The organism is Desulfovulcanus sp., from assembly GCF_982781345.1.
In genome coordinates, this window is the sequence record NZ_CEYAEZ010000044.1 from 1 (window position 1) to 21420 (window position 21420).

The window sequence follows — 21420 nt, forward strand, 5'->3', positions numbered from 1 at the left end:
CCAAGACAGGAATGAACAATGGAAATTGAGTTGATAACAGGTTCGGCCACAGGCTTTTTTAACCTTATTCTTTAAACCTCCTCCATAAATCGTTCAATAATGGTATCGCTGACCAGCATTCCGGTCTTGGTCAAGCGTAAATAACCATTGCAAAGTCTTATCAGATGGTTTTTATGCAGCAGATTTACCAGAGTTGCATATTCTTGGACAAAATTTTTTCCAGTCAATTGTCGATATGTTTTAAGTTTTAGTCCCTTGCTGGTGCGCAAGGAGAGCATAACAAGTTCATTGGTTTTCTTCTTCTCATCCAAAAACTCATATTCAAGACCTTTAAACTTTTGCTCTACCAGCTTTTGATAATCCTTGATGTTAGCCGGGTTCTGCCAGCGTTTGTCTTTGATGGTAGAGACTGCCGAAGGACCCAGGCCTAAAAAGTCTTGCCCATCCCAGTAGCCCTGGTTGTGTCTACATGAATAACCTATTCGAGCAAAATTGGAGATTTCATATTGAAGATATCCTTCGCTTTCCAGCAGTTCCCCCCCATAAACATACATTTTACCCTGTTCATTTTCATCAGGCAGGGTGAGTTTATCTTTTATTTGAGCTAGTTTTGTCCCGGGTTCAATAGTAAGGGCATAGCAGGATATATGTTCTGGTTTTAATTTAACCACTTTTTTTAACATGCCAAGCCATTTGGGCAATGTCTGGCCTGGCAGGCCCCAGATAAAATCCAGGCTGATATTGGCAAAGCCTGCTTCACGTAGAAGCCTGAAAGAAGTTTGTGCCTGCTTGGCCGTGTGTACCCGACCCAAGAAATTCAGGTCTTCATCATTTAGACTTTGTATCCCAAGACTGATTCGATTTACGCCAATTTTTCTTAGGGCTGAAACCTTCTCTTTTTTATCAAGGGATTCTGGGTTTGCTTCTAAAGTGAATTCCAAGCCTGGAGCCAGGTGAAAGTATTTGTTGATCCAATTAATAATCTGGTCCAGAATTTCGGAAGATAAAAGAGAAGGAGTGCCGCCGCCTAAATAGATACTGGAGATAGCCGGAAAATTAAATTCATTGGACCAGAAGATAATCTCATTTTTCAGGCTGGTCAGGTAAATCTGGACCATCTCCGGCACAAGTTTCTGGGAAAAAAAGGCACAATAATTACATTTTTTCCGGCAAAAAGGAAAATGAACATAGAGGAGCATTTTATGTTTCGTAACTACTGACCTGCCAGTAATTTTTTATACCGTTCAAACTCACTGTAGATACAGCCGCAATATTGCTGCCGATAAATTTTCCATTTTTTTGAAATTTCAATTCCTTGTTTCCACCCCTGACGAAAATCAACATATAAAAACTGAACCTTGCCGCTTCCAGCCAGGTCACGGCCCAAACCGGCTATCTGATCGTGTTTTTGGAACTTGCTATAGAGTAAAGTGGTTGTAAAATAATCAAAGTTCCCTCGCTTTGCGATGGCCGCTGCCCGCTCCAGGCGCATCTGATAACAGTAAAAACAGCGGTTCTCCTCCCTGAATACTACCTGCCGCAGATAAAGACCAGGGTCATAATCCTCGTCTTTGAAGATAACTTTGACCTCCAATCTGGCTGCCACCTCCTGTAGTGCCTGCTTGCGCCGTACATATTCCTGCAAGGGGTGAATATTGGGATTGTAATAAAGGCCAACGACCTCATAGCCTTGTTTCTTTAGGCAGGTTAATGGATAAATGGCGCAAGGGCCACAGCAAATATGAAGAAGAACCCTTTTTTTGTCCATCACTAGTTATCTAACTTAGCTTCTTAGGCACAATGTGAACGTGTCGCTCGAACTTGATTTCCCAGTCCCGGAGTTTATCCCTTTTGTGGTTCAATAAGTACAGGGCCAATTCAGGATCTGCTTTGAACTCAAAAGGTTCGGGGCAATTTTTACGGCGCAGGCCACGATAAATTTCCTTTAAGGCTTGCTGAGCTTGCCATTCCAAGTTCCTGACCATACCTGTCCCCTGGCAATGCGGACAGTTTTGCATGGTCACGGACAAGGCCGATATTCCCAGACGCTGCCGGACCAATTGAACCAATCCAAACCTGGACATGGGATTCATTTCTGTGCGTGCCTTGTCTGATTTCAGGCCGGCCCTTAGAGTTTTTTCCACTTCTCTGATGTATTTTTTGTCTTTCATTTCAATGAAATCAATAACTATCTGCCCTCCCACATCCCGAAGTCTTAGTTGATGAGGAATTTCTTCAGCTGCCTCTAAATTTGCCTTAAAGGCCATCTCCTTGAAATTTTTTTCGCCCGCGATTTTCCCTGAATTGATATCTACGGCCATCAAGGCCTCGGTCTGATCAAAGACCAATCTGGCTCCGCAGGGTAGCTCCACCTCGCGAGAATAAATCTGGGCCAGTTGACCTTCTAGGTTAAACCTCTCCAGCAAGGTTTTCCCAGTATCAGAATGGAATTTAACCATTTTTTTGCGTCTGGGAAAAATCAGGGAGACAAATTCGCGCACTTGCTCTGCAGTTTCTTCATGATCGACCCATACTTCTGCCACATCTTGGGTCAGATAGTCTCGGATTGCCCGAAAGGCCAGGTCCTTTTCTTCATAAATCAGGGCCGGAGCGGATTCTGAAACACCTCGCTTGCGGACCTCTTTCCACAGCCGCTTCAGGAATTGTAAATCCCTGGACAGGCTGGCCTTACTCTGACCTTCACTGGCTGTGCGTACAATAACCCCTAAACCCGTCTCCAGTTTGAATTCTTCGACAATCTTGCGCAGCCTTTCTCTTTCTTTCTCATTGGTAATTTTTCTAGAAATTCCAAGTTGTTCCCGACCAGGGGTGAGAACAAAATACCTTCCGGGCAGAGACAGGTAAGTTGTTAAAAAGGCTCCTTTGTTTCCGGTTGGCTCCTTGACCACCTGAACCAGGATTTCCTGTCCAGGCCTTAGCACCCTTTGCAGAGGGGGGTATTTATGGCCTTTTAATGGTTTGATATCTGAGTGATAGTATTCGGGATGGACTTCATCCACTTGCAGGAAACCATTTTTTGGGCCTCCGTAATTAATAAACGCTGCCTGCAGTGCCGGATCAATGTTGTGGATTTTTCCTTTGTAAATATTGCCCTTGGTCTTGGATTGATGCAACATTTCCACATAATATTCCTGTAGACGGCCATCTTCAGCCAGGGCCACTTCAATTTGTTCTCCTGGCAAAACACTGATAAACATTTTTCTTTTTCTTTGTTTACTGGGCATTTTTACCTCTTATCAACTGTGTAAAATTCTTTTGTATTCTTGCTGTCATAATTTTTTTTCACAATTCCTTTGTTTTCCAATCTGGTTAAAATTTCGCTGAGTTCTTCCTCCCCCATACTCAACGCCAGGGCCAGGTCCTTTTTGGTTTGTGGTCTTCTTGTAAGGGAGGCCAGAATTATGTCTTCATCCGCTCGGATTTTAATCTTTTGGCTCTTAATTTTTTGTACTGGCTCGGTGGTTGCGCCTAAAATTTTTTGCCACTCGTCTATAGTGCTTTTACTTAAGAGACAATTTTTGATGTATGCCCCGGGCCTGGTCATGCCGACAACGTCGACTCTGTCTGCTTTAAACTGTAAACAAAATTTTTGTAAACCCTCTAAATTCTGCAGGCTATCATTTATACCGGGAACTAGAAGAATTTCTAAAAAAACTTTACCGTTAAATTCCTTTCTCCAGGTTAAAAGTCCGGCTATGATTTTTTTTAAACTTAAACCCGCACAAGGGCGATTCAGTTTTTTAAACTCGGTTTCAACAACAGTATCTAGCGATGGCAAGACTACATCGGCCAGGCTTATTTCTTTTCTGACATGGGCATCACCAAGGAGCGAACCGTTGGTCAAAACTGCTACCGGAATCTTTGGAGCTATGAGTTTAATGCCTCGGATTATTTCTCCTAATTCCAGGTTTAAGCAGGGCTCTCCTTGTCCACCCAAAGTGATAAAGTCAGGTTTAGGCAGGTCAAGTTCTAACCATTCTTTCAGTTCTGTAAATATTTTTTCTTTGGGCACGTAACGCGCCCGTTTTGTTGTATGCACCTCAGTTTTACCTACCTCACAATATAGGCAATCAAAATTACAGATTTTATCCCCCAATAGATCTACACCCAGGGATTTTCCCAAACGGGAAGATAAAACCGGACCAAAGATATATTTGAAACGCATCATTTAGTCTCCTTTGTTTTTGGTTGAGTGGGTGAGTAGTTGAGTAGTTGAGTAAGTTGAGTTAGATTAAATTTTCTCAAGTTGTTTAACCAAATATGGAGGATTTATGCTCAAGCCCGGTCAACTGGTAATGTTAGTTAGTCCCAAGGGCAAGCGTTACTTTAAGCTCGCCCATCCAGATGATGTCTTGCACACCCATGATGGACAACTAGAGTTTAAAAAAGTCCTGCAGGCAGGATTTGGGCAAACAGTGCCCACCCATTTGGGCCGCCCCTACCTTGTATTGCAACCAACCCTTTATGATTTGATCAAATCGATCAAAAGACAGACGCAAATAATTTATCCTAAAGAAATTGGTTATATTATAATCAAACTGGGAATAGGTCCGGGCAGCAAGGTCATTGAGGCCGGGTCCGGGTCGGGGGCATTGACTACAGCCCTGGCCTGGTTTGTGGGCGAACAGGGCAAAGTCTATACCTACGAACGCAGGGAGGAGTTTTTTAAACTCTGTGCCCGGAATTTGGCCAGGGCAGGTCTTGGAAGCAGGGTAGAACAGTTTAATCATGATATCAGCGCAGGATTTTTACAAGAAAATGTCGATACTCTTTTTTTGGATGTACGCACTCCATGGGATTATCTGGAGCATATCCCTTCCGCGCTAAAACCTGGTGCACCACTTGGTTTTCTTTTGCCTACCACTAACCAGGTAAGCAAGCTCCTGGAATGCCTTGAGCAAGGGCCCTTTGGCGAGATCGAGGTTCTGGAGATCCTGGTCCGCCGCTATAAACCTGTCCCTCAGCGTTTGCGTCCCGACGATCGCATGGTGGCCCATACAGGCTACCTGGTTTTTGCTCGTTTAACGTGAAGCTTCCATTGCTTTTATTGCTTATTCAGTGTAATGGTGCCTGCAAAATTTAAAATTGTAAACCAGACAAAAACAAGACCCTAGGGTCTGTCTAAACTTTTCAAGGGAGGGCTTATGAAAATTCTGAAAATTTTTTATCTGACTTTGACTATTTGTATGGCTGTAACGGTCAACGGTTTTGCCGAAGATGTCATTAAGCTGGGAGCGATATTCTCCGCATCCGGTCCTGCCTCTTTTCTGGGCGAGCCAGAAAAAAATACCGCCCTTATGCTTCAGGAGCAGATCAACAGCCAGGGTGGTATTTTAGGCAAAAAGGTTGAGCTTATAATATATGATGATGAAACCGATGTTAATAAATGTGTGCTTGCCGCTGATAAGTTGCTCAAAAAAGATCGTGTGGTTGCTGTTATTGGACCGACCACGTCCGGAAATACCCTGGCCATTGTAAATAAATTTGAGCGTGCTCGTATCCCTCTGGTTTCTTGTGCTGCCGCAGAGAAAATTGTTAAACCCGTAAAAAAGTGGGTATTTAAGACTCCGCAGTCAGACCGGCATGCGGTAACCAAGATTTTAAAACACGCTAAGAGTAAAGGTTATAAAAAAGTCGCGATTATCACAGTCTCTAATGGTTTTGGTCAGGCTGGCCGGGCAGTCCTTAAAGAACTGGTTCCGGCCATGGGCTTTCAACTCGTGGCTGATGAGGTATATGGCCCTAAAGATACAGATATGACTTCCCAGCTTATCAAGATAAAAGGCCAGAACCCGGACGCAATTATTTGTTGGGGTACTAATCCTGGTCCGGCTGTTGTTGCCAGAAACCGTGTTCAGCTTGGCATTAAAACTCCGCTTTACATGAGCCACGGTGTTGCTTCGAAAAAATTTATAGAGCTTGCAGGCAAGGCCAGCGAAGGCATTATGCTTCCGGCCGGGCGACTCATAGTGGCTGATCAGATTTCTGATGACAACCCGCAAAAGCCCGTTTTAAAAGCCTATATTCAAGATTATGAATCCAAGTTCCATACACCTGTTTCCACTTTTGGGGGCCATGCCTGGGATGCTTTCCAGCTTATTGTGAAGGCTATTGAGATGGGCAATTCGACTAAGCCCGCAGACATTAGGAATAACCTGGAAAAGATCACTGGTTTCGTTGGTACCGGTGGCATTTTCAACTTCTCTCCTGCTGACCACAATGGCCTGAACGAAGATGCCTTTGAAATGGTCGAGATCCAGAATGGCGAGTGGAAGATCATAAAATAATATTTAGTAAAACCATTATTATATTTAGCCAGTCATTCTAAAAGATATGGATGCGCCTGCATTTATCGCGGGCGCATTTCTCTTTATAAATTTAATCATGCCTTCTGATATCTCCTGCATGATGGGCAAGGGAGATTGAGAGAGTAAAGGGGAAAAAGATGCAAGTTTTGTCTAAACAAGTTGAGGCCTATCTGGAAAAGTCCTCCTGGATAAGGCAGATGTTTGAAAAGGGCCGGGAGCTCAAGCAAAAGTATGGTCCGGAAAATGTTTTTGATTTTAGCTTGGGCAATCCGGATTTGCCGCCTCCGCAAGAAGTGGCGCAGGGGCTAAAAGAGTTAGCTGAGCAGGTAAGCAAACCGTTTGCTTTGGGATACATGCCCAATGCCGGTCTGCCAGAAGTGCGCCAGGCCCTGGCTAAATATTTAAGCCAAGAACAAAAGGTGGAACTGGAAGAGCAAAATATTATAGTTACTTGTGGGGCTGCAGGCGGGTTAAATGCACTCTTTCGGGCTATTTTAGAGCCGGGTGACGAGGTAGTTTGCCCTGCTCCTTATTTTGTTGAATATAGTTTTTATGTGCAAAATTTCAAAGGGATTTTAAAAACTGTACCGTGTAAACCGCTGACCTTTGAGCTTGATCTAGATGGGCTCGAGGCAGCCATTGGGCCAAAAGTAAGAGCAGTACTAATCAATTCGCCAAACAATCCCACAGGACAAGTCTATAGTGAAGAAGAACTAAACGCTTTGGTGGACGTATTAAAGGCTAAGAGTAGACAGTTTGGCAGACCCATACTTCTTGTTTCTGACGAGCCTTATAGATTTCTTACCTATGATCAGGTTCAAGTGCCTTCAATTTTATCTTTGTATGCCGATAGCGTTATTGTGAGTTCCTTTTCAAAGAGTCTGGCTTTGGCAGGGGAAAGAGTGGGTTATATTGCTGTCTGTCCGCAGATGGAACAAAAAGAGGATCTCTTAGCCGGCCTTGTCTTGACCAATAGAATACTTGGCTATGTCAATGCGCCGGTTATTGGACAATATCTGATATTAAAGAGTCTGGGTTCTCTTGTGGATACAGAAAAATATGAGCTCCGGCGAAAGGTTATGGCCGAGGTACTTAGTAACGCAGGCCTTGAGTTTTCTCTGCCCAAGGGCGGTTTTTACTTCTTTCCCAAAGCTCCACATGAAAAAGATCATGAATTTGTACGCATACTTATAGAAGAAAAGGTCTTGGCTGTCCCCGGTTCTGGTTTTGGCTATCCTGGCTATGTTCGTTTTGCTTTTTGTGTGGATGAAAATATTATTGCCCGGTCCGCAGATGCAATCAGGATGGCGGTAGGAAAAGCGCTCAAGGCTTGAGAACCAAGTTAATATTGTGTGTGTAAAGCTATTGACTTGTGTCTCTATCTTATTTATTCAGATAGACTTCTTTTTTTGCTGCCAGGCAAGAAATGTGATGTTTGTCTGAATTTTTATATATCATTGTGTTGTTGCTGGCCTTGGAAATGATATGTACCTGCTGGGTGCTTTAGCACATTTTAAACTTCAGTTGCTTTAATAATTATGTTTGATAGTCTTTCTGATAGATTAAACTCGGTATTCAAGAAATTAAAAGGGCATGGCCGTCTGGATGAGAAGAATATCCAGGATGGTCTGCGGGAAGTACGTCTGGCTCTTTTGGAGGCAGATGTCAATTATAAGGTCGTAAAGGACTTTATTCAGCGAGTAAAAGAACGCGCTTTAGGTCAGGACGTTTTAAAAAGCCTTACGCCTGGGCAGCAGGTAGTAAAAATAGTTCATGAAGAGCTCATTGACCTTTTAGGCGGGCAGAGTGAGGGGCTTAATTTAAAGGCCAAGCCGCCAGTTGTGATTATGCTTGTAGGGCTGCAAGGTTCTGGTAAAACAACTACAGCGGCCAAACTATCGTTATATCTACGGCGGAATAAATACGCTCCGTATCTGGTTCCTGCGGATGTTTATCGGCCTGCGGCCATAGAACAATTACACAAGCTGGCTACTGAGATTAATGTCCCTGCCTATCCATCTACGCCAGATATGGATCCGGTGGATATCTGCCGCAAGGCCATCGATGAAGCCAAGAAGAATGCTTATAGTGTGGTTCTGCTGGATACGGCGGGCCGGTTGCACATTGATGAAAAATTAATGCAGGAGCTGGTGGCCATAAAGTCCGAATGCCAGCCGCATGAGATTTTATTTGTGGCCGATGCTATGACCGGTCAGGATGCGGTTAATGTGGCTGCCAGGTTTAATGAGCTTCTGGACGTGACCGGTATAGTGTTGACCAAGATGGAGGGTGATGCTCGTGGTGGCGCAGCCTTATCCATTAAGTCGGTCACGCAGAAGCCAATCAAGTTTATTGGCGTAGGAGAAAAATTAAGCGACCTGGAAGTTTTTCATCCTGATCGGGTAGCTTCCCGAATCCTGGGCATGGGCGATATACTGACTCTGATTGAGAAAGCCCAGTCCAGCATTGATGCCCAGGAAGCCAAAGAGCTGGAAAGAAAGCTTAAAAAATCCCAGTTTGACTTGGAAGATTTTAGGACCCAGATGCGGCGCTTGAAAAAGCTGGGGTCCATAGAGGGATTACTTAAGTTGGTTCCTGGCATGGGCAAATTGCGAGACAAGCTGAAAGATGTCAAGGTTCCCGAAAAGGAGCTGGCCCGGGTGGAGGCCATTATAAATTCCATGACTCCTGAGGAACGACATGAACCCAAGATAATCAATGCCAGCCGTAAGCAAAGAATTGCCAGAGGTAGTGGGACATCAGTCCAGGAAGTAAATCAATTGCTCAAGAATTTTGAGCAGATGCAGAAAATGATGAAAAAAATGATGGGCCAGAGCGTAAAAGGGGGCATGCGTCTGGGGTCTGGAACCGGATCAGCTTTGCGCAAGAAACGCAAGAAGGCGAAGAGAAAGAAGAAGAAAAGATAGTTTTAAACTCTGGACAAAAAGACAACTTGTTTATATTTGAAGTTGAGAGGGTGAGTTGTCGATTAACGTGCAATCAATAGTATAGAGACAATAATATTTAGCTGCTTGACGCTTACCGCTTAACTACTCAATAAAAATTAGATGGGGGTTGAAAAGAATGGCTTTGAGATTGAGATTGACGAGAATGGGATCCAAGAAAAGACCATTTTATCGCATAGTGGCTTTGAACAGCGAGACTAGGCGTGATGGTCGGGCTTTGGATTACCTGGGGTACTATAACCCAATGACTGAACCACCAGAGATCAAAATCGATCAAGAAAAAGTTAAGATGTGGATGGAAAGGGGGGCCAAGCCCTCTGACACTGTCCGCTCTTTGCTTAAAAAAGTGGGTTTCTAGTTGTGGGGCCGATAGCTGCTAAGTCAGCGTTTGTTTCAACAGGTCCGGAAAATCAATTTAGAACTGTAGCTAACGGAGGTGCTTATGTTGAAGGATTTGATCGAGTACATTGCCAAGTCTTTAGTGGACAATCCAGATGCCGTATCTGTGTCTGAAATCGAAGGGGAACAGACTTCTGTCATTGAACTCAAGGTAGCTAAAGAAGATCTAGGTAAGGTCATCGGTAAACAAGGACGCACTGCCAGAGCTATGCGCACCATTCTGGGCGCTGCCTCAACTAAGGCCCAAAAGCGTGCTGTTCTGGAAATATTGGAATAAAGAAAATAAACCATGGCTTCCAAAAACCTTGTTTTGTGTGGGAAGGTTTTGAAGCCGCATGGACTCAAAGGGGAGCTTTGCATTGCCTGTTATGCAGACTCCCCTTTCTTTTTGGAAGGCATTACGCGGCTGTACTTGCAAAAGGAGGGACAGAAGCCTAAGCCTTTCAGACTCATCTCGTGGCGACCTCACCAGAATAAGATGCTTGTTTTTTTTGAAAATATTATTGGTCGAAGCCAAGCTGAAGAATGGCGGGGGGCTGAAGTCCTGGTTCGAGAAAAGGATCTCCCTCCAAAGGAGGATGATGAGATCTATCTATATGAACTTCTGGACTGCCGGATTTATTTATCAGACGGTGCTTATCTGGGCATTTTAAAAGATGTTCAGGTCCACAGTGGAAATGAAGTCTGGGTAATTATGACCGAAGATGCAAAAGAGGTTTTGTTTCCTGCAAATGATGAATTTGTTCAGGAAGTTGACCTGGACCAGAAGAAGATAGTCATTAATCCACCCGAAGGATTGCTGGATATCTATATTGGTTGAATTGGTTTGAAATGCATTTTTATATTCTTTCTATTTTTCCCGAATTTTTTCAGTCCCCTTTGAGATGTGGACTGCTTGCCAAGGCTCAAGATAAAGGGCTTATTAACTTTTCGTTTATAAATCCCAGGGATTTTACTCAAGATAGACACAGAACTGTGGATGATCGTCCTTATGGGGGAGGGCCAGGCATGGTCATGATGCTTGAACCGTTGAGCCGGGCCATAAAAACTCTACCAAGGACGTGCCGCAAGATTCTCCTTTCGCCCAAGGGAAAATCCTTTAACCAGGATATGGCTAAGAGCCTGGCTTTAGAAAAGGAGGTTGCCTTTATATGCGGGCGTTATGAGGGCATTGATGCCAGAATTGAGAACTTGTATGATTTGGAGCCCGTGTCTGTTGGCGACTTTGTCTTGAATGGCGGGGAAAGCGCAGCCCTGTGTCTGGTCGAATCGATTTCCCGCCTCGTACCTGGCTTTATGGGCAAAGAAGAGTCCTTTACTGACGAGAGTTTTGCTACCGGTCTTTTGGAACATCCTCATTATACCAGACCGGAAGTATTCCAGGGTTATAAGGTCCCGGATGTGCTTTTATCCGGAAACCATAAAGAGATCGCTCTGTGGAGAAGGCATAAGGCTCTAGAAGAGACAATAAACCTGAGGCCTGAACTTTTGGATAGAGTAAAGTTGTCCGGGACAGACATTAGTTATTTGAAAGATTTAGAAAGGATACGTCTTGGCAGGAATCTTTATCTTGCCCTAGTCCATTATCCTGTCCTGAATAAAAATGGTCAGATTGGAACAACATCTTTGACAAATCTTGACATTCACGATATTGCACGAGTTTCTCGTACTTTTGGGCTTGGTGGATATTATATTTGTACGCCATTAAAGGATCAGCAGCAATTAGCTGCGAGGTTGATTAAGCACTGGGTTTCAGGGCCAGGAGGAGAGGCAAATCCGGACCGAGCTAAGGCGCTGGAAACAATAACCATCTGTTCATATCTACAGGATGCGGTTTCGGATATTGCCGAGCAGACAGGTCACAGGCCGAAGATAATAGTCACTAGTGCAAGGGAAGTCGGGCATCTTGCCTGCGATGATGTTCGTAAGCTTCTGGAACAGGAGCCGGTTTTGTTGGTTTTTGGAACTGGGTCTGGCTTGAGTTCCGAGGTGATGGATGAGGCTGGTGGCACGCTCAGGCCTATTGCTTATTTAAGCGATTACAATCATCTGTCAGTGCGCTCAGCCGCTTCTATATATGTCGATCGTATTTTAGGTGATTATTTTGCGTGAAAGAACTTAGGTTATAATATAAGGAGATTGGAGCAATGAACGTTTTGCAACAGATTGAAAGAGAACAAATGCGTATGGATCTGCCGAAGTTCAAGGCAGGCGATACTGTGAGGGTACATGTGCGTATTATCGAGGGTGAAAAAGAGAGAATTCAAGTATTTCAGGGGATAGTACTTAGAGTAAATCGCGGAACAACTAACGCTACTTTTGTGGTCCGCAAAATTTCAGATGGTATTGGGGTGGAGAGGGTATTCCCCATGCATTCTCCTTTTATCGAGCGCATTGAAGTGGTCAGCGAAGGAAAGGTGCGGCAGGGTAGAATCTACTACTTGCGTGGACTGAAAGGTAAAGCCGCTCGTATTAAGAGTAAAGAAACTTGGAATTAAGCTAGTCTGAGGGGATATGTGGATGCTTTGGTCCCCTTGAGGATTTCATCAGAACATATAGCCGGCGTTGATGAAGCAGGTCGTGGCTGTTTGGCCGGACCTGTTGTTGCTGCCGCTGTAATCCTGCCTGACAATTTTTTTCTCCCCGGACTTAACGATTCCAAAAAGCTAAGCCCTCAAAAACGCGAAAAAATTGCTGTAGAGATCAAGGCCCAGGCCAAAGCCTGGGCCGTTGGTCTTGCTTGGCCTAAAGAGATTGATCGAATCAATATTCTTCAGGCTACTCTTGCGGCCATGGCCAGGGCCGTCAAAAATTTAAAGCGAATACCCCGTTTCCTCCTTATAGATGGCAACCAAACCATACCTTTGGATGTTGCTCAAAAAGCCATAGTGGGTGGAGATGCACAGGTGCCAAGTATATCCGCGGCCTCTATTCTGGCCAAGACATTTCGCGACCATTTAATGTTCCATTTAGATAGGCGTTATCCTGGTTATGGATTTGCCAAGCATAAAGGTTATGGAACCAAAGAGCATCGCTTGGCCATTAAACGGCTAGGACCTTCCCCCATACATAGAAAAACTTTTAAGGGTGTACTGAGACACCGAGAAGAGAAAAGATTGTGCTTGCCAAACATTTAAGTCTTGGCCAGAGCGGAGAAGAGCTGGCAGCATCGTATTTACGCAAAAAAAAGTATAAAATTTTGGATAGAAACTGGGAATGTAAATTTGGAGAGCTCGACTTGGTGTGTCGGCACAAGAAGATAATTGTCTTTGTTGAAGTAAAGACAAGGTCGGCTTCAGGGATGGTTCATCCGTGCGAAGCCTTGCCCGCACTCAAGCAGAAAAGACTATTGAAGGCAGCAAGCCTGTATTTGAGTAGAAATGATCTTTGGGATCAAAGATGCCGTTTTGATTTGATATGTGTGACAGTGGAAAAAAATAGCGCGGATATAGAGCATGTGCAAAACGCTTTCGAGTTCATCTACACTATGGGTAGTAGCCACTCCTCTTGGCAACCTTGGTGACTTTTCTCCTCGGGCCATCGAAACAATCAACAAAAGTGATTTGATCCTGGCTGAAGATACACGGCGCGCGAGGTCTCTTCTGCAGAAAATCGGTGTCCTGGGCAAGAAAGTGCTTAGTCTTCACGAGCACAATGAGCAGAGTAGAATTGGTCTGGTCTTAGATAAATTGGCCCAAGGCACGGATGTAGCTTTGATCTCTGATGCCGGCACTCCCCTTATCTCTGATCCGGGTTACAGGCTGGTGAGTGCTTGTCGGGAGCATGGTTTTAATGTCAGTCCTGTACCCGGGCCTTGTGCTCCTATAGCAGCACTCATGGCTTGCGGTCTGCCACCTTATCCTTTTACTTTCTTAGGATTTCTGCCCAGAAAGAAAGGGGAGATAAAAAAAATTTTTCAAATCTGGGAGCATGTCCCCACCACTATAGTTTTTTTTGAGCGCAAAAACAGAATAATTTCTTCATTGCATGTGGCATATGAAGTCTTAGGGCCGCGCCAGTTTTGCTTGGCCAGAGAGTTGACCAAAAAATTCGAAGAATTTATCTTTGGTAGCCTGGATAAGATTGAGTTGGATGAGCAGAGATTAAAAGGAGAGATAACCGCTATTATTGGCCCGGGGTCAGGAAAGACAGAAACCAGCCTGGAAGATGTGCTGGATTTGATTGAACAGAATAGGCAAAAGGGATTGAGGGCCAGAGAAATAGTGCACAAAGTTTCAGGCATGGTAAAGGGTTGGTCGGGAAAAGAGATTTATAAATTAGTCCAAAGTTCGAGGTCCAAAGGTGAAAAGGTAAAAAGGTGAATATGCTTCTTAACCTTTAAGCCTTTCTGAAAACTCAATCCGTTATGAGCTAGAAATGCCAAATTTGGATGTAAAGACTTTAGGCCAATGTTTTTGGCGAACATATCTGATTGGCAGTGCCTTTAATACCAGGGGACTGCAAAATATTGGACTTATATATGCTTTGGACCCTGGACTGCGGAAACTTTATCCTGACCAGAAGAGGCTTTTAAAGGCAAGAAAGAGATATTTAAAACTATATAACTCACATCCATTTTGGGCCCCACTTTTGGTGGGTATTTTTTTGTATTTGGAAAATAAGATTGCCCGAGGACTTCTGCCAGCCAATACGCTGCCCAAGGTAAAATCAACTATGGTTTATACACTTTCAGCCATAGGGGATTCTTTTTTTGGTGGCAGCCTTTTGATTACCTGGTCATTGTCTACAATTTTATTTTTGTTTTGTGGGCTTACCAGAGTGGCTGTTGTTTGGGGTATTTTATGGTTTGTGGGCTTACAGTTTTTTAAAATTTATACCTTTTATAAAGGGTTTTCCGAAGGGCTGGACTTTTTGGGTCGACTTAAAAACTGGGATTTAATCAACCTGGGAAGAGTATTTAAAATCGTAAATGCTCTTTTGCTTCTCATAATATGGTTTATAATCTGGCCAAAACCAGTTAATTGGCTTCAGTTTAACACGTTAGTTTTGTCTGTTGGGGTTTTGGCTTTAATTTTTAGTAAATTTTTATGTAGCCGTGAATTTTTAGTCTGGCTAATGTTCTTAGGTGTATTATTTTGGTCCTGGATAGTAGAGTTTTATCAGAGCCTGATAATGTCTACTTTATTGAGGTAAAAATGGCAAATAAGGAACATTTTTCTACGGAAGTGAAAGTCCTGAATGAACTTGGCTTGCACGCAAGACCTGCGGCCAAATTGGCGCAGGAGGCCCAAAAATTTGCAGCCATGATCAAAGTAAGTTTTGGGGATAGAGAAGTGGATGCCAAGAGTATTTTAGATATCCTGACTCTGGCTGCACCTTGTGGCAGCACGCTCACTTTATGGGCTAAAGGCGAGGATGCCAGTGAGGCGATTACTCATTTAAGTCAACTCTTTGCGCAAAGATTTGGAGAAGAAAAGTAAAATGGCCAAGAAGGTATTGTCCGGCATACCGGTTTCGTCAGGAGTAGCCATTGGCAAGGCCTTTTTCTTAAATAGAGACTCTAAAGCATCATTGCCTAGGATGAGTATTTCCGCAGGCAATGTGCCTAATGAAAAAGAACGTTTACTTACCGCTTTTGATGCTGCCTTGCAGGAGTTGGATGAAATTCGGCAAAAGATTCCAAGTGAACTTAAAGAGCATGCAGCCATTATTGATTCGCATTTGATGATTTTAAAGGATGAGAAATTTAAACAGGGTGCTTTAAAATATATTCAGGAGAAGATGATCAATGCTGAGTGGGCTCTCGAAAAGACTGTGGCTGATATTGGCAAGGCCTTTAGTCGCATTGATGATGAATATATCCGCCAGCGTATCCAAGACGTCCGTTTAGTGGCAGATCGGGTTCAGGACGCCTTGCGTGGTAAAACCAAAGATATAGGGTCTATATCGCAGCGGGTTATCCTCCTTGCCCATGACCTATCACCTGCTGATACAATTGCTTTGCAGGTGGATAAGATTATGGCCTTTGCCACGACTATGGGTGGGAAAACATCCCATGCCGGAATCATGGCCAGATCGCTACAGATCCCCGCTGTGGTCGGAGTGGAGGGTCTTGAAGAGGATATTGAAGATGGTCAACTTATTATTCTCGATGGTTTTCATGGTCGGATTATAATTGGTCCCACTGAAGAAGAACTGGCTGAATTTGCAGACATTAAATACCAGTTCGAGGCCTATCAATCTTTAATTAGCAAATGTTGCCATCTGCCCGCTGAGACTATCGATGGTTACCAGGTCCAGGTTCTGGCCAATATTGAATTGTTTGAAGAAGTGGCCGCTGTTATTGATCATGGAGGTGAAGGTATAGGTCTTTACCGAACCGAATACAGTTACCTGAACCGGGAGACTCTGCCCACGGAAGAGGAATTGTTTGAGGAATACCGTGACTTGGCTGCCATTATGCATCCGCGTAAGGTGATAATCCGCACCCTGGATCTGGGGGCAGACAAGATCGCAAAACATTTTGGGTCACTAGAAGAGGCCAATCCGGCCTTGGGGCTTAGGGCCATTCGTTTCTGCCTGAAACACAGGCAATTGTTTAAGGCGCAACTAAGAGCTATTTTGCGTGCCAGTGTCGTGGGCAATATCTCCATCATGTTTCCTCTGATTTCCGGTCTGCAGGAGTTGCAGGAAGTAAAGGAATTTTACTTCCAGATACAGGAGGAGTTAAGGAAAGAAAATATTCCCTTTAACGAACATATGCCTATAGGGATAATGATTGAAGTCCCGGGTTCTGTACTCATAGCGGATATATTGGCCAAAGAGGTGGATTTTTTTAGTATTGGGACCAACGATTTGATCCAGTACTCTCTGGGGATAGACCGGACTAATAAGCATGTATCTTATCTTTATCAGCCGTTGCACCCGGCAATTTTACGCAGCATCAAACATGTGGTGGACGCAGCCCATGAAGCCGGGATAGAAGTCAGTCTATGTGGGGAAGTTGCCGCAGACCCTTTTTGTGTCCCTATCTTAATGGGCATGCAGGTGGACTCTTTGAGCCTTAACCCCCAGGCTATACCTGGTATTAAGCGCATAATCCGCCGGGCAACCATGGAAGAATGTAAACAATTATTGAAGCAGGTCATAGACAGTGATACAGTGGCCCGGAGTAATAAATTGGTCCGGGAAATGATTTATAACCGGTTCCCTGAAGAATTAATGTTCTATACATCGCTTATTGATGAATAGAGTTTGAGTCTGTGGCCGAACCTTTTTATCAACTTAATTTCCAAGGTTTTTTTCAGTCTTGGTCTCTTTCATGCTGGTACAAAGACTTGGACCCAACTAAAACTTGCTTGCGGACAGAGCATAATGGGATACTTTGGTGAAACAAATATTCTTTTTATTATCGATAGTTATGGTCAGTATCGCAAAATATTTAGTCCATTCGTCCCGATGCTCTGCTTTTCCGCAAGCTTCGTTAATTGGGTTACCCAAGTCGTTTGTAATGCATTTCAGAAACCAGGACTTTCAATCAGCAGTTAAAATGGGGTTTGGCCACAGACTCTTTTGAGATTAGCATTTAGCAGTCAGCCAAATCGTGACCCTAAATACTAAATGCTAGATGCTAAATGTTAACAACGAGCTACGAAGATGAGTAAAAAAGGCGGAATAAAGATTATAGGCCAGAATAAAAAGGCCAGACGAGAATATGAGTTCCTGGATTTTATTGAAGCAGGGATAGTCCTTACTGGTTCTGAAGTTAAATCATTGCGAGCTGGCAGGGTTGGGTTTAAAGATGGCCACGTTCGCTTTGACAGAGGAGAGGCCTATCTGGTTGGTGTGCATATTGCTCCTTATGAGAATGCCGGTTATGCTCAGCATGACCCGGAAAGGCCACGTAAACTGCTTTTGCATAAAAGAGAAATCAAAAATTTAATGGGTAAAATAGAGCAGAAAGGACTGACCATAATTCCGGTCAAAATGTATTTTAAAAATGGCAAAGTTAAGGTGGAACTGGCTTTGGCCAAAGGGCGCAAGCTTTATGATCAGCGGGAAGAGTTGAAAAAAAGAGCTATTGCCCGGGATACAGCGCGGGAGTTGGCTAAATATAAATAACCTGAAGTTAAGAAGTGCAGAAGATAAGAAGCTAGGTGAATTTTTTGCCAATTTCCAGACCACAGGCTTCCTGTCTTCCTCGTATCTTCTTAGCTTCCTAACTTCCCTTGTAGAGTTTCAGATGTGAGTTGCAAACGATTTTTAAAAAGAACCCAGATCAAGAGCCTTAAATCAATTTTCCCCCCCGAAGACCTGCTTTTAACTCCTGAACAAAAACTAATTTTTGGTACTGACTCCAGTAGGATGTTGGATATGCCCTGGGCTGTGGTTCGGCCCGAGAGTCCGGAGCAGGTTCGGGATTTTTTATATTTTGCCCAAAAAGAAAGGATACCTGTCTTCCCCCGGGCCAGAGGCACCAATATGGTTGGGGCCTGTGTGCCCAGGGGTGGGGGAATAGTTTTGTCCCTGCTCAAGCTAAACCGGATCTTGGATCTGGACGAACAAGATTTTGTGGCTGTGGTCGAGCCAGGGGTGATTACTTATGAGTTGCAACAGGCTCTGGCTGCAAAAAGACTATTCTATCCTCCGGATCCTGCCAGCGTGCGTATCTCAACTATTGGAGGCAATGTCTCCACCAATGCCGGGGGGATGCGTGCTCTAAAATATGGAGTGACCAGAGACTATGTCCTGGGGCTTGAGGTGGTTTTGCCCGGAGGCAAGCTCCTGAACTTGGGAAGTCGTTGTCACAAAAATGTGGTTGGCCTTGACTTGACCAGTCTTTTTATTGGCTCAGAAGGCACACTTGGGGTATTTACTAGGATTTATTTAAAAGTTTTGCCCAAACCTCCTTTTACAGCTTCGTTTTTGGTTGGCTTTTCAGATTTGGACCAGGCCCTGGATACTGTGCAACAGATCTTTCAGGCCGGCTTTCTGCCAACAGCTCTGGAAATTATGCCTGACCTGGTTCTAAAGTGCATAGAAGATATTGCTCCTGTGCCCTGGCCAAAGGGTACAAATGCGGTTCTATTGATTAAGCTTGATGGTCATGAACAGGGAGTGAAACAAAATTTGGCTGAGTTGGAAAAAATATGTGCTCAAGCCAATGTCCGGCTAAAAGGCTTGGGCAAAGAGGAAGAAGATTTATGGGAACTTCGGCGGCTTATTAACCCGGCTTCGTTTAAACTTAGACCGACCAAGATGAGTGAGGATATTACCGTACCCAGGGGAAAGATTAAGGAGGCCATGGAAAAGATAAAACAGGTCGGGCAAAAATATGGGCTCCCTATACTTACTTTTGGGCACATTGGCGACGGAAATATCCATACCAATATTATGTATGACGCTGGTGATGATCAGGAAGCAGCAAATGCCCAAAAGGCAAAAAAAGAGATCTTGAGAATAGTGCTTGGCCTTGGCGGAACCCTGTCTGGCGAGCATGGCATTGGTCTGACTAAAGCTTCGTTTATCTCCTGGCAGGTTGAGCCAGATGTTTTGATGGCCATGCGGCAGATAAAAAGGCTTTTTGACCCTTACAACATCATGAATCCAGGCAAGGGGTATTGATTATCCCTCTATATTTTTAAGCTGCGACTTTCAGGGTTATCTAGCCTATTGTCATTTCAGGAAACAAGCCTGACCCCCATCTACCCATCCTCTCATCCTCCCATCTACTCATCTTCCCATCTTCCTAACTTCCCATCTTCTTGTATCTCTCCCACAGTCTCGGCCTGACCCTAGTTGTATCATCGAAATCCGCCAGTAGCTCCAAGCCGGGCACAATGGCCCTGATTACGGGCAAGCCTAAATCCTTGCGGGTCAAGTGCACGTAAATGGGGAAGTAGTTGTTTTTTGTAAGCAGTGATTCAATTTGGTAAAGGTCTGCTTCAACACTCCCCAGGGAATAGTCAGGCAAATCCTGCAATTCTTTTTCCGGCAGTTCTCCAGGCCAGGGTTTGGTTTTCGGGCCGTGGGGAAAGGGATGGGGAACTTCAGTCAGGGCAGAGACAACGGCCTTTTCTCCGTTTAAATGAGCGCCGGTACCTTTGATGATCTTGCCATCCTCGCTTTGCACAAAGGCTTTATAGCAAGGAAGCCCCATTTCATTGGTTAAATCCTGAAAAATAACACAGACTCCCTGTTGGCTTAGTCTGTCCAAAAGTTTCGCCACGGGGCCTTGCCTTACATTTAAACGAAAACATTTCTGCGGCTCATAAAAACCCAGTACCTCGCTATCCCTTTCTAGTACCTCTAACAAACCAGCCAATTTGGCTTGGGGAATGGTTGCCCCGGAAGCCAAGCCAGTTGAGCCAAGCCCGTCAAAGAGGTCTATTTCATCTAAATTGGCGAAAAGGTATACCAGTTGTATTGGAACAAGGACCGGTTCTGTCTGTCCTGGTTGTATAACCTTTTCCCCCAGCATCCAGTGCAAGACTTCGTCCCGGTATTTAAAATCCAGGCAGAGTTCGTTTGGGTCCAAGCAATTGAATCCCCTTTCCCGGAGTTCAGAGTATGAGCCCAGGTAAACTTGGTTAGGACCGCTCAGGTCCATGATTTGATCAGAGGAAATGCTTGCAAAAGAAGAGAATCTTTCCACCATTTCCATGTACAGTCCCACCCGTGCTTGGTCCATGTTGAAACCTCGCCCAAAACTGGTCTGGATGCCTTGGAGTGTATAGGAGAGTTTTTTGGTCTTTATCTGACGTTTAAAAGACCATCTTCTAAATAGGCCTATGGGGCTTAGAGAATTTTCATGGCGCATTTCAATACTTGCTAAAGCCTGGCACTTTTTCAGACTGGCAAGGGCAGAGTTTGCCAGTTCGTAAATGGAAGGCAAGGGCGAGGACGCGATATTTAGATTTTTGAGTTGTGAATGTACTTGCTTCAGGGTGACCAGAGCTCTGGACGTAGAAGACGATGACGGTGTAGAAATGGGCTCAGGAAGGTTTGTCTCTTCCATTAAAGGAAGTTCTTTATGCTCAAAGATGTTTCGGGCGAAAATTTGTATCCATTGTTGATGGAGCTTATGGTCTTTTTGGGTAAAAACACGTGATATTATCAGAGGCGTATGTTTTTGGAGTTCTTTTTGGGGAGTATTTTTAAAGAAATATGCAAGGTTTTCAAATCTTGTTGATAAAAGGTAGAGTTCAAAAGCCAAGGCCTGCAAAGGCAAAGGTAGAGGATCAAATTGTTCAAAAAGAGTCTGGACATCCCTGGCAGATAAGCCACCCAATTTGCGCAAAATAAACGATCGTATAAATGTATCCATTGGGTGCTGAACCAGATAGGTCAGGCATTTATCCAGGGGGACGTCATTTTTGGGTTCGCAGGAATAAAAGCCTATGGTTTCGGCAGTCGTGGTTAGATTGAGTTCATAATCCATGATTTTTCCCTTATATCCAGGACTTTTGCACTTTAATTGTTGAATATTTTTATTCATTGGTCGCCAAAAATAAATAGAAACCCGATTAATTGGTAATAGTTTTTCAAACTTAAATTTTTAGCAGCGTAGAACCCTGTTATTATAGCGATTTTGGCTTGCCCATAAAGCATAATGGTAATAATTGCCAAAGGCAATGGCATTAAATGTCTAAAGAGCCTGTGGGAACCTTTTTATCAACTTAATTTCCATGGTTTTATTTCAGTCTTGGTCTCTTTCATGCTGGTACAAAGACTTGGACCCATCTAAAACTTGCTTGCGGACAGAG

At 44.1% G+C, this 21420-nt stretch carries 22 protein-coding genes; 17 read left to right on the forward strand and 5 right to left on the reverse strand.

Annotated features, from left to right (window positions below; translation table 11 throughout):
• Positions 1 to 71: 71 nt before the first annotated feature.
• The 4 genes from hemW to AC3WVG_RS07875 are packed head-to-tail and all read right to left on the reverse strand — an operon-like array spanning position 72 to position 4189.
• Positions 72 to 1199 carry a radical SAM family heme chaperone HemW gene (hemW, locus tag AC3WVG_RS07860; RefSeq protein ID WP_488797596.1) on the reverse strand — a complete coding sequence of 376 codons (1128 nt, stop codon included), beginning with the start codon at positions 1197 to 1199 and terminating at the stop codon, positions 72 to 74.
• A gap of 14 nt (positions 1200 to 1213) precedes the next feature.
• Positions 1214 to 1768: an epoxyqueuosine reductase QueH gene (locus AC3WVG_RS07865; RefSeq protein ID WP_488797597.1), complete on the reverse strand. Its 555-nt coding sequence runs from the start codon at positions 1766 to 1768 to the stop codon at positions 1214 to 1216.
• Positions 1769 to 1778: 10 nt separating this feature from the next.
• Complete coding sequence (locus AC3WVG_RS07870; RefSeq protein WP_488797598.1) at positions 1779 to 3245, reverse strand: Rne/Rng family ribonuclease; 1467 nt, start codon at positions 3243 to 3245, stop codon at positions 1779 to 1781.
• 2 nt (positions 3246 to 3247) lie between these two features.
• On the reverse strand, positions 3248 to 4189 hold the full coding sequence (locus AC3WVG_RS07875) for a radical SAM protein (RefSeq protein WP_488797599.1): 942 nt from the start codon (positions 4187 to 4189) through the stop codon (positions 3248 to 3250).
• Between the two features lie 103 nt (positions 4190 to 4292).
• On the opposite strand from AC3WVG_RS07875, the gene AC3WVG_RS07880 reads away from it, so the two are divergent.
• From AC3WVG_RS07880 to AC3WVG_RS07960, 17 genes are all read left to right on the forward strand, one after another.
• Positions 4293 to 5051: a tRNA (adenine-N1)-methyltransferase gene (locus AC3WVG_RS07880; RefSeq protein WP_488797600.1), complete on the forward strand. Its 759-nt coding sequence runs from the start codon at positions 4293 to 4295 to the stop codon at positions 5049 to 5051.
• 114 nt (positions 5052 to 5165) lie between these two features.
• On the forward strand, positions 5166 to 6308 hold the full coding sequence (locus AC3WVG_RS07885) for an ABC transporter substrate-binding protein (protein ID WP_488797601.1): 1143 nt from the start codon (positions 5166 to 5168) through the stop codon (positions 6306 to 6308).
• 158 nt (positions 6309 to 6466) lie between these two features.
• The gene (locus AC3WVG_RS07890) at positions 6467 to 7663 is read left to right on the forward strand and encodes a pyridoxal phosphate-dependent aminotransferase (protein ID WP_488797602.1); all 1197 of its coding nucleotides are present in this window, start codon (positions 6467 to 6469) and stop codon (positions 7661 to 7663) included.
• Positions 7664 to 7867: 204 nt separating this feature from the next.
• Positions 7868 to 9256, forward strand: a complete 1389-nt coding sequence (gene ffh / locus AC3WVG_RS07895; RefSeq protein ID WP_488797603.1) for a signal recognition particle protein — start codon at positions 7868 to 7870, stop codon at positions 9254 to 9256.
• 157 nt (positions 9257 to 9413) lie between these two features.
• Positions 9414 to 9653 (forward strand): 30S ribosomal protein S16, encoded by a 240-nt coding sequence (gene rpsP, locus AC3WVG_RS07900; protein WP_252381377.1) that lies wholly within the window; start codon positions 9414 to 9416, stop codon positions 9651 to 9653.
• An 84-nt stretch (positions 9654 to 9737) separates the two neighbouring features.
• Positions 9738 to 9971 (forward strand): KH domain-containing protein, encoded by a 234-nt coding sequence (locus AC3WVG_RS07905; protein WP_252381376.1) that lies wholly within the window; start codon positions 9738 to 9740, stop codon positions 9969 to 9971.
• A gap of 12 nt (positions 9972 to 9983) precedes the next feature.
• Positions 9984 to 10514, forward strand: coding sequence for a ribosome maturation factor RimM (rimM, locus tag AC3WVG_RS07910; protein ID WP_488797604.1), 531 nt, complete (start codon positions 9984 to 9986; stop codon positions 10512 to 10514).
• Between the two features lie 11 nt (positions 10515 to 10525).
• On the forward strand, positions 10526 to 11806 hold the full coding sequence (gene trmD / locus AC3WVG_RS07915; protein ID WP_488797605.1) for a tRNA (guanosine(37)-N1)-methyltransferase TrmD: 1281 nt from the start codon (positions 10526 to 10528) through the stop codon (positions 11804 to 11806).
• 35 nt (positions 11807 to 11841) lie between these two features.
• Positions 11842 to 12192 carry a 50S ribosomal protein L19 gene (gene rplS / locus AC3WVG_RS07920; protein ID WP_252381373.1) on the forward strand — a complete coding sequence of 117 codons (351 nt, stop codon included), beginning with the start codon at positions 11842 to 11844 and terminating at the stop codon, positions 12190 to 12192.
• 18 nt (positions 12193 to 12210) lie between these two features.
• On the forward strand, positions 12211 to 12831 hold the full coding sequence (gene rnhB, locus AC3WVG_RS07925) for a ribonuclease HII (RefSeq protein WP_488797606.1): 621 nt from the start codon (positions 12211 to 12213) through the stop codon (positions 12829 to 12831).
• A complete protein-coding gene (locus tag AC3WVG_RS07930) occupies positions 12813 to 13217 on the forward strand; it encodes a YraN family protein (protein WP_488797607.1) in 405 nt (134 codons plus the stop codon). Before rnhB ends, AC3WVG_RS07930 begins: the two co-directional genes overlap by 19 nt.
• A complete protein-coding gene (rsmI, locus tag AC3WVG_RS07935) occupies positions 13150 to 14016 on the forward strand; it encodes a 16S rRNA (cytidine(1402)-2'-O)-methyltransferase (protein WP_488797608.1) in 867 nt (288 codons plus the stop codon). The genes AC3WVG_RS07930 and rsmI overlap by 68 nt, the downstream gene beginning before the upstream one ends.
• 55 nt (positions 14017 to 14071) lie before the next feature.
• A complete protein-coding gene (locus AC3WVG_RS07940; RefSeq protein ID WP_488797609.1) occupies positions 14072 to 14848 on the forward strand; it encodes a PTS system mannose/fructose/sorbose family transporter subunit IID in 777 nt (258 codons plus the stop codon).
• Between the two features lie 2 nt (positions 14849 to 14850).
• A complete protein-coding gene (locus AC3WVG_RS07945; protein ID WP_488797610.1) occupies positions 14851 to 15135 on the forward strand; it encodes an HPr family phosphocarrier protein in 285 nt (94 codons plus the stop codon).
• Position 15136: 1 nt separating this feature from the next.
• Positions 15137 to 16906: a phosphoenolpyruvate--protein phosphotransferase gene (ptsP, locus tag AC3WVG_RS07950; protein WP_488797611.1), complete on the forward strand. Its 1770-nt coding sequence runs from the start codon at positions 15137 to 15139 to the stop codon at positions 16904 to 16906.
• Between the two features lie 405 nt (positions 16907 to 17311).
• Complete coding sequence (smpB, locus tag AC3WVG_RS07955) at positions 17312 to 17776, forward strand: SsrA-binding protein SmpB (RefSeq protein WP_488797612.1); 465 nt, start codon at positions 17312 to 17314, stop codon at positions 17774 to 17776.
• A 123-nt stretch (positions 17777 to 17899) separates the two neighbouring features.
• Positions 17900 to 19279, forward strand: coding sequence for an FAD-binding oxidoreductase (locus AC3WVG_RS07960; protein WP_488797613.1), 1380 nt, complete (start codon positions 17900 to 17902; stop codon positions 19277 to 19279).
• A 124-nt stretch (positions 19280 to 19403) separates the two neighbouring features.
• On the opposite strand, the gene AC3WVG_RS07965 is transcribed toward AC3WVG_RS07960, so the two are convergent.
• Complete coding sequence (locus tag AC3WVG_RS07965) at positions 19404 to 21152, reverse strand: YcaO-like family protein (RefSeq protein WP_488797614.1); 1749 nt, start codon at positions 21150 to 21152, stop codon at positions 19404 to 19406.
• Positions 21153 to 21420 lie beyond the last annotated feature (268 nt).

What these genes read in the sequence shown, in the direction of transcription:
- hemW (WP_488797596.1), bottom strand. Translation starts at nt 1,199, where the DNA reads ATGCTCCTCTATGTTCATTTTCCTTTTTGCCGGAAAAAATGTAATTAT.
- AC3WVG_RS07945 (WP_488797610.1), top strand. Translation starts at nt 14,851, where the DNA reads ATGGCAAATAAGGAACATTTTTCTACGGAAGTGAAAGTCCTGAATGAA.
- ptsP (WP_488797611.1), top strand. Translation starts at nt 15,137, where the DNA reads ATGGCCAAGAAGGTATTGTCCGGCATACCGGTTTCGTCAGGAGTAGCC.
- AC3WVG_RS07965 (WP_488797614.1), bottom strand. Translation starts at nt 21,152, where the DNA reads ATGAATAAAAATATTCAACAATTAAAGTGCAAAAGTCCTGGATATAAG.
- rpsP (WP_252381377.1), top strand. Translation starts at nt 9,414, where the DNA reads ATGGCTTTGAGATTGAGATTGACGAGAATGGGATCCAAGAAAAGACCA.
- AC3WVG_RS07940 (WP_488797609.1), top strand. Translation starts at nt 14,072, where the DNA reads ATGCCAAATTTGGATGTAAAGACTTTAGGCCAATGTTTTTGGCGAACA.
- AC3WVG_RS07905 (WP_252381376.1), top strand. Translation starts at nt 9,738, where the DNA reads ATGTTGAAGGATTTGATCGAGTACATTGCCAAGTCTTTAGTGGACAAT.
- ffh (WP_488797603.1), top strand. Translation starts at nt 7,868, where the DNA reads ATGTTTGATAGTCTTTCTGATAGATTAAACTCGGTATTCAAGAAATTA.
- AC3WVG_RS07880 (WP_488797600.1), top strand. Translation starts at nt 4,293, where the DNA reads ATGCTCAAGCCCGGTCAACTGGTAATGTTAGTTAGTCCCAAGGGCAAG.
- rimM (WP_488797604.1), top strand. Translation starts at nt 9,984, where the DNA reads ATGGCTTCCAAAAACCTTGTTTTGTGTGGGAAGGTTTTGAAGCCGCAT.
- AC3WVG_RS07870 (WP_488797598.1), bottom strand. Translation starts at nt 3,245, where the DNA reads ATGCCCAGTAAACAAAGAAAAAGAAAAATGTTTATCAGTGTTTTGCCA.
- trmD (WP_488797605.1), top strand. Translation starts at nt 10,526, where the DNA reads ATGCATTTTTATATTCTTTCTATTTTTCCCGAATTTTTTCAGTCCCCT.
- rsmI (WP_488797608.1), top strand. Translation starts at nt 13,150, where the DNA reads ATGTGCAAAACGCTTTCGAGTTCATCTACACTATGGGTAGTAGCCACT.
- AC3WVG_RS07875 (WP_488797599.1), bottom strand. Translation starts at nt 4,189, where the DNA reads ATGATGCGTTTCAAATATATCTTTGGTCCGGTTTTATCTTCCCGTTTG.
- rplS (WP_252381373.1), top strand. Translation starts at nt 11,842, where the DNA reads ATGAACGTTTTGCAACAGATTGAAAGAGAACAAATGCGTATGGATCTG.
- AC3WVG_RS07865 (WP_488797597.1), bottom strand. Translation starts at nt 1,768, where the DNA reads ATGGACAAAAAAAGGGTTCTTCTTCATATTTGCTGTGGCCCTTGCGCC.
- AC3WVG_RS07885 (WP_488797601.1), top strand. Translation starts at nt 5,166, where the DNA reads ATGAAAATTCTGAAAATTTTTTATCTGACTTTGACTATTTGTATGGCT.
- AC3WVG_RS07890 (WP_488797602.1), top strand. Translation starts at nt 6,467, where the DNA reads ATGCAAGTTTTGTCTAAACAAGTTGAGGCCTATCTGGAAAAGTCCTCC.
- smpB (WP_488797612.1), top strand. Translation starts at nt 17,312, where the DNA reads ATGAGTAAAAAAGGCGGAATAAAGATTATAGGCCAGAATAAAAAGGCC.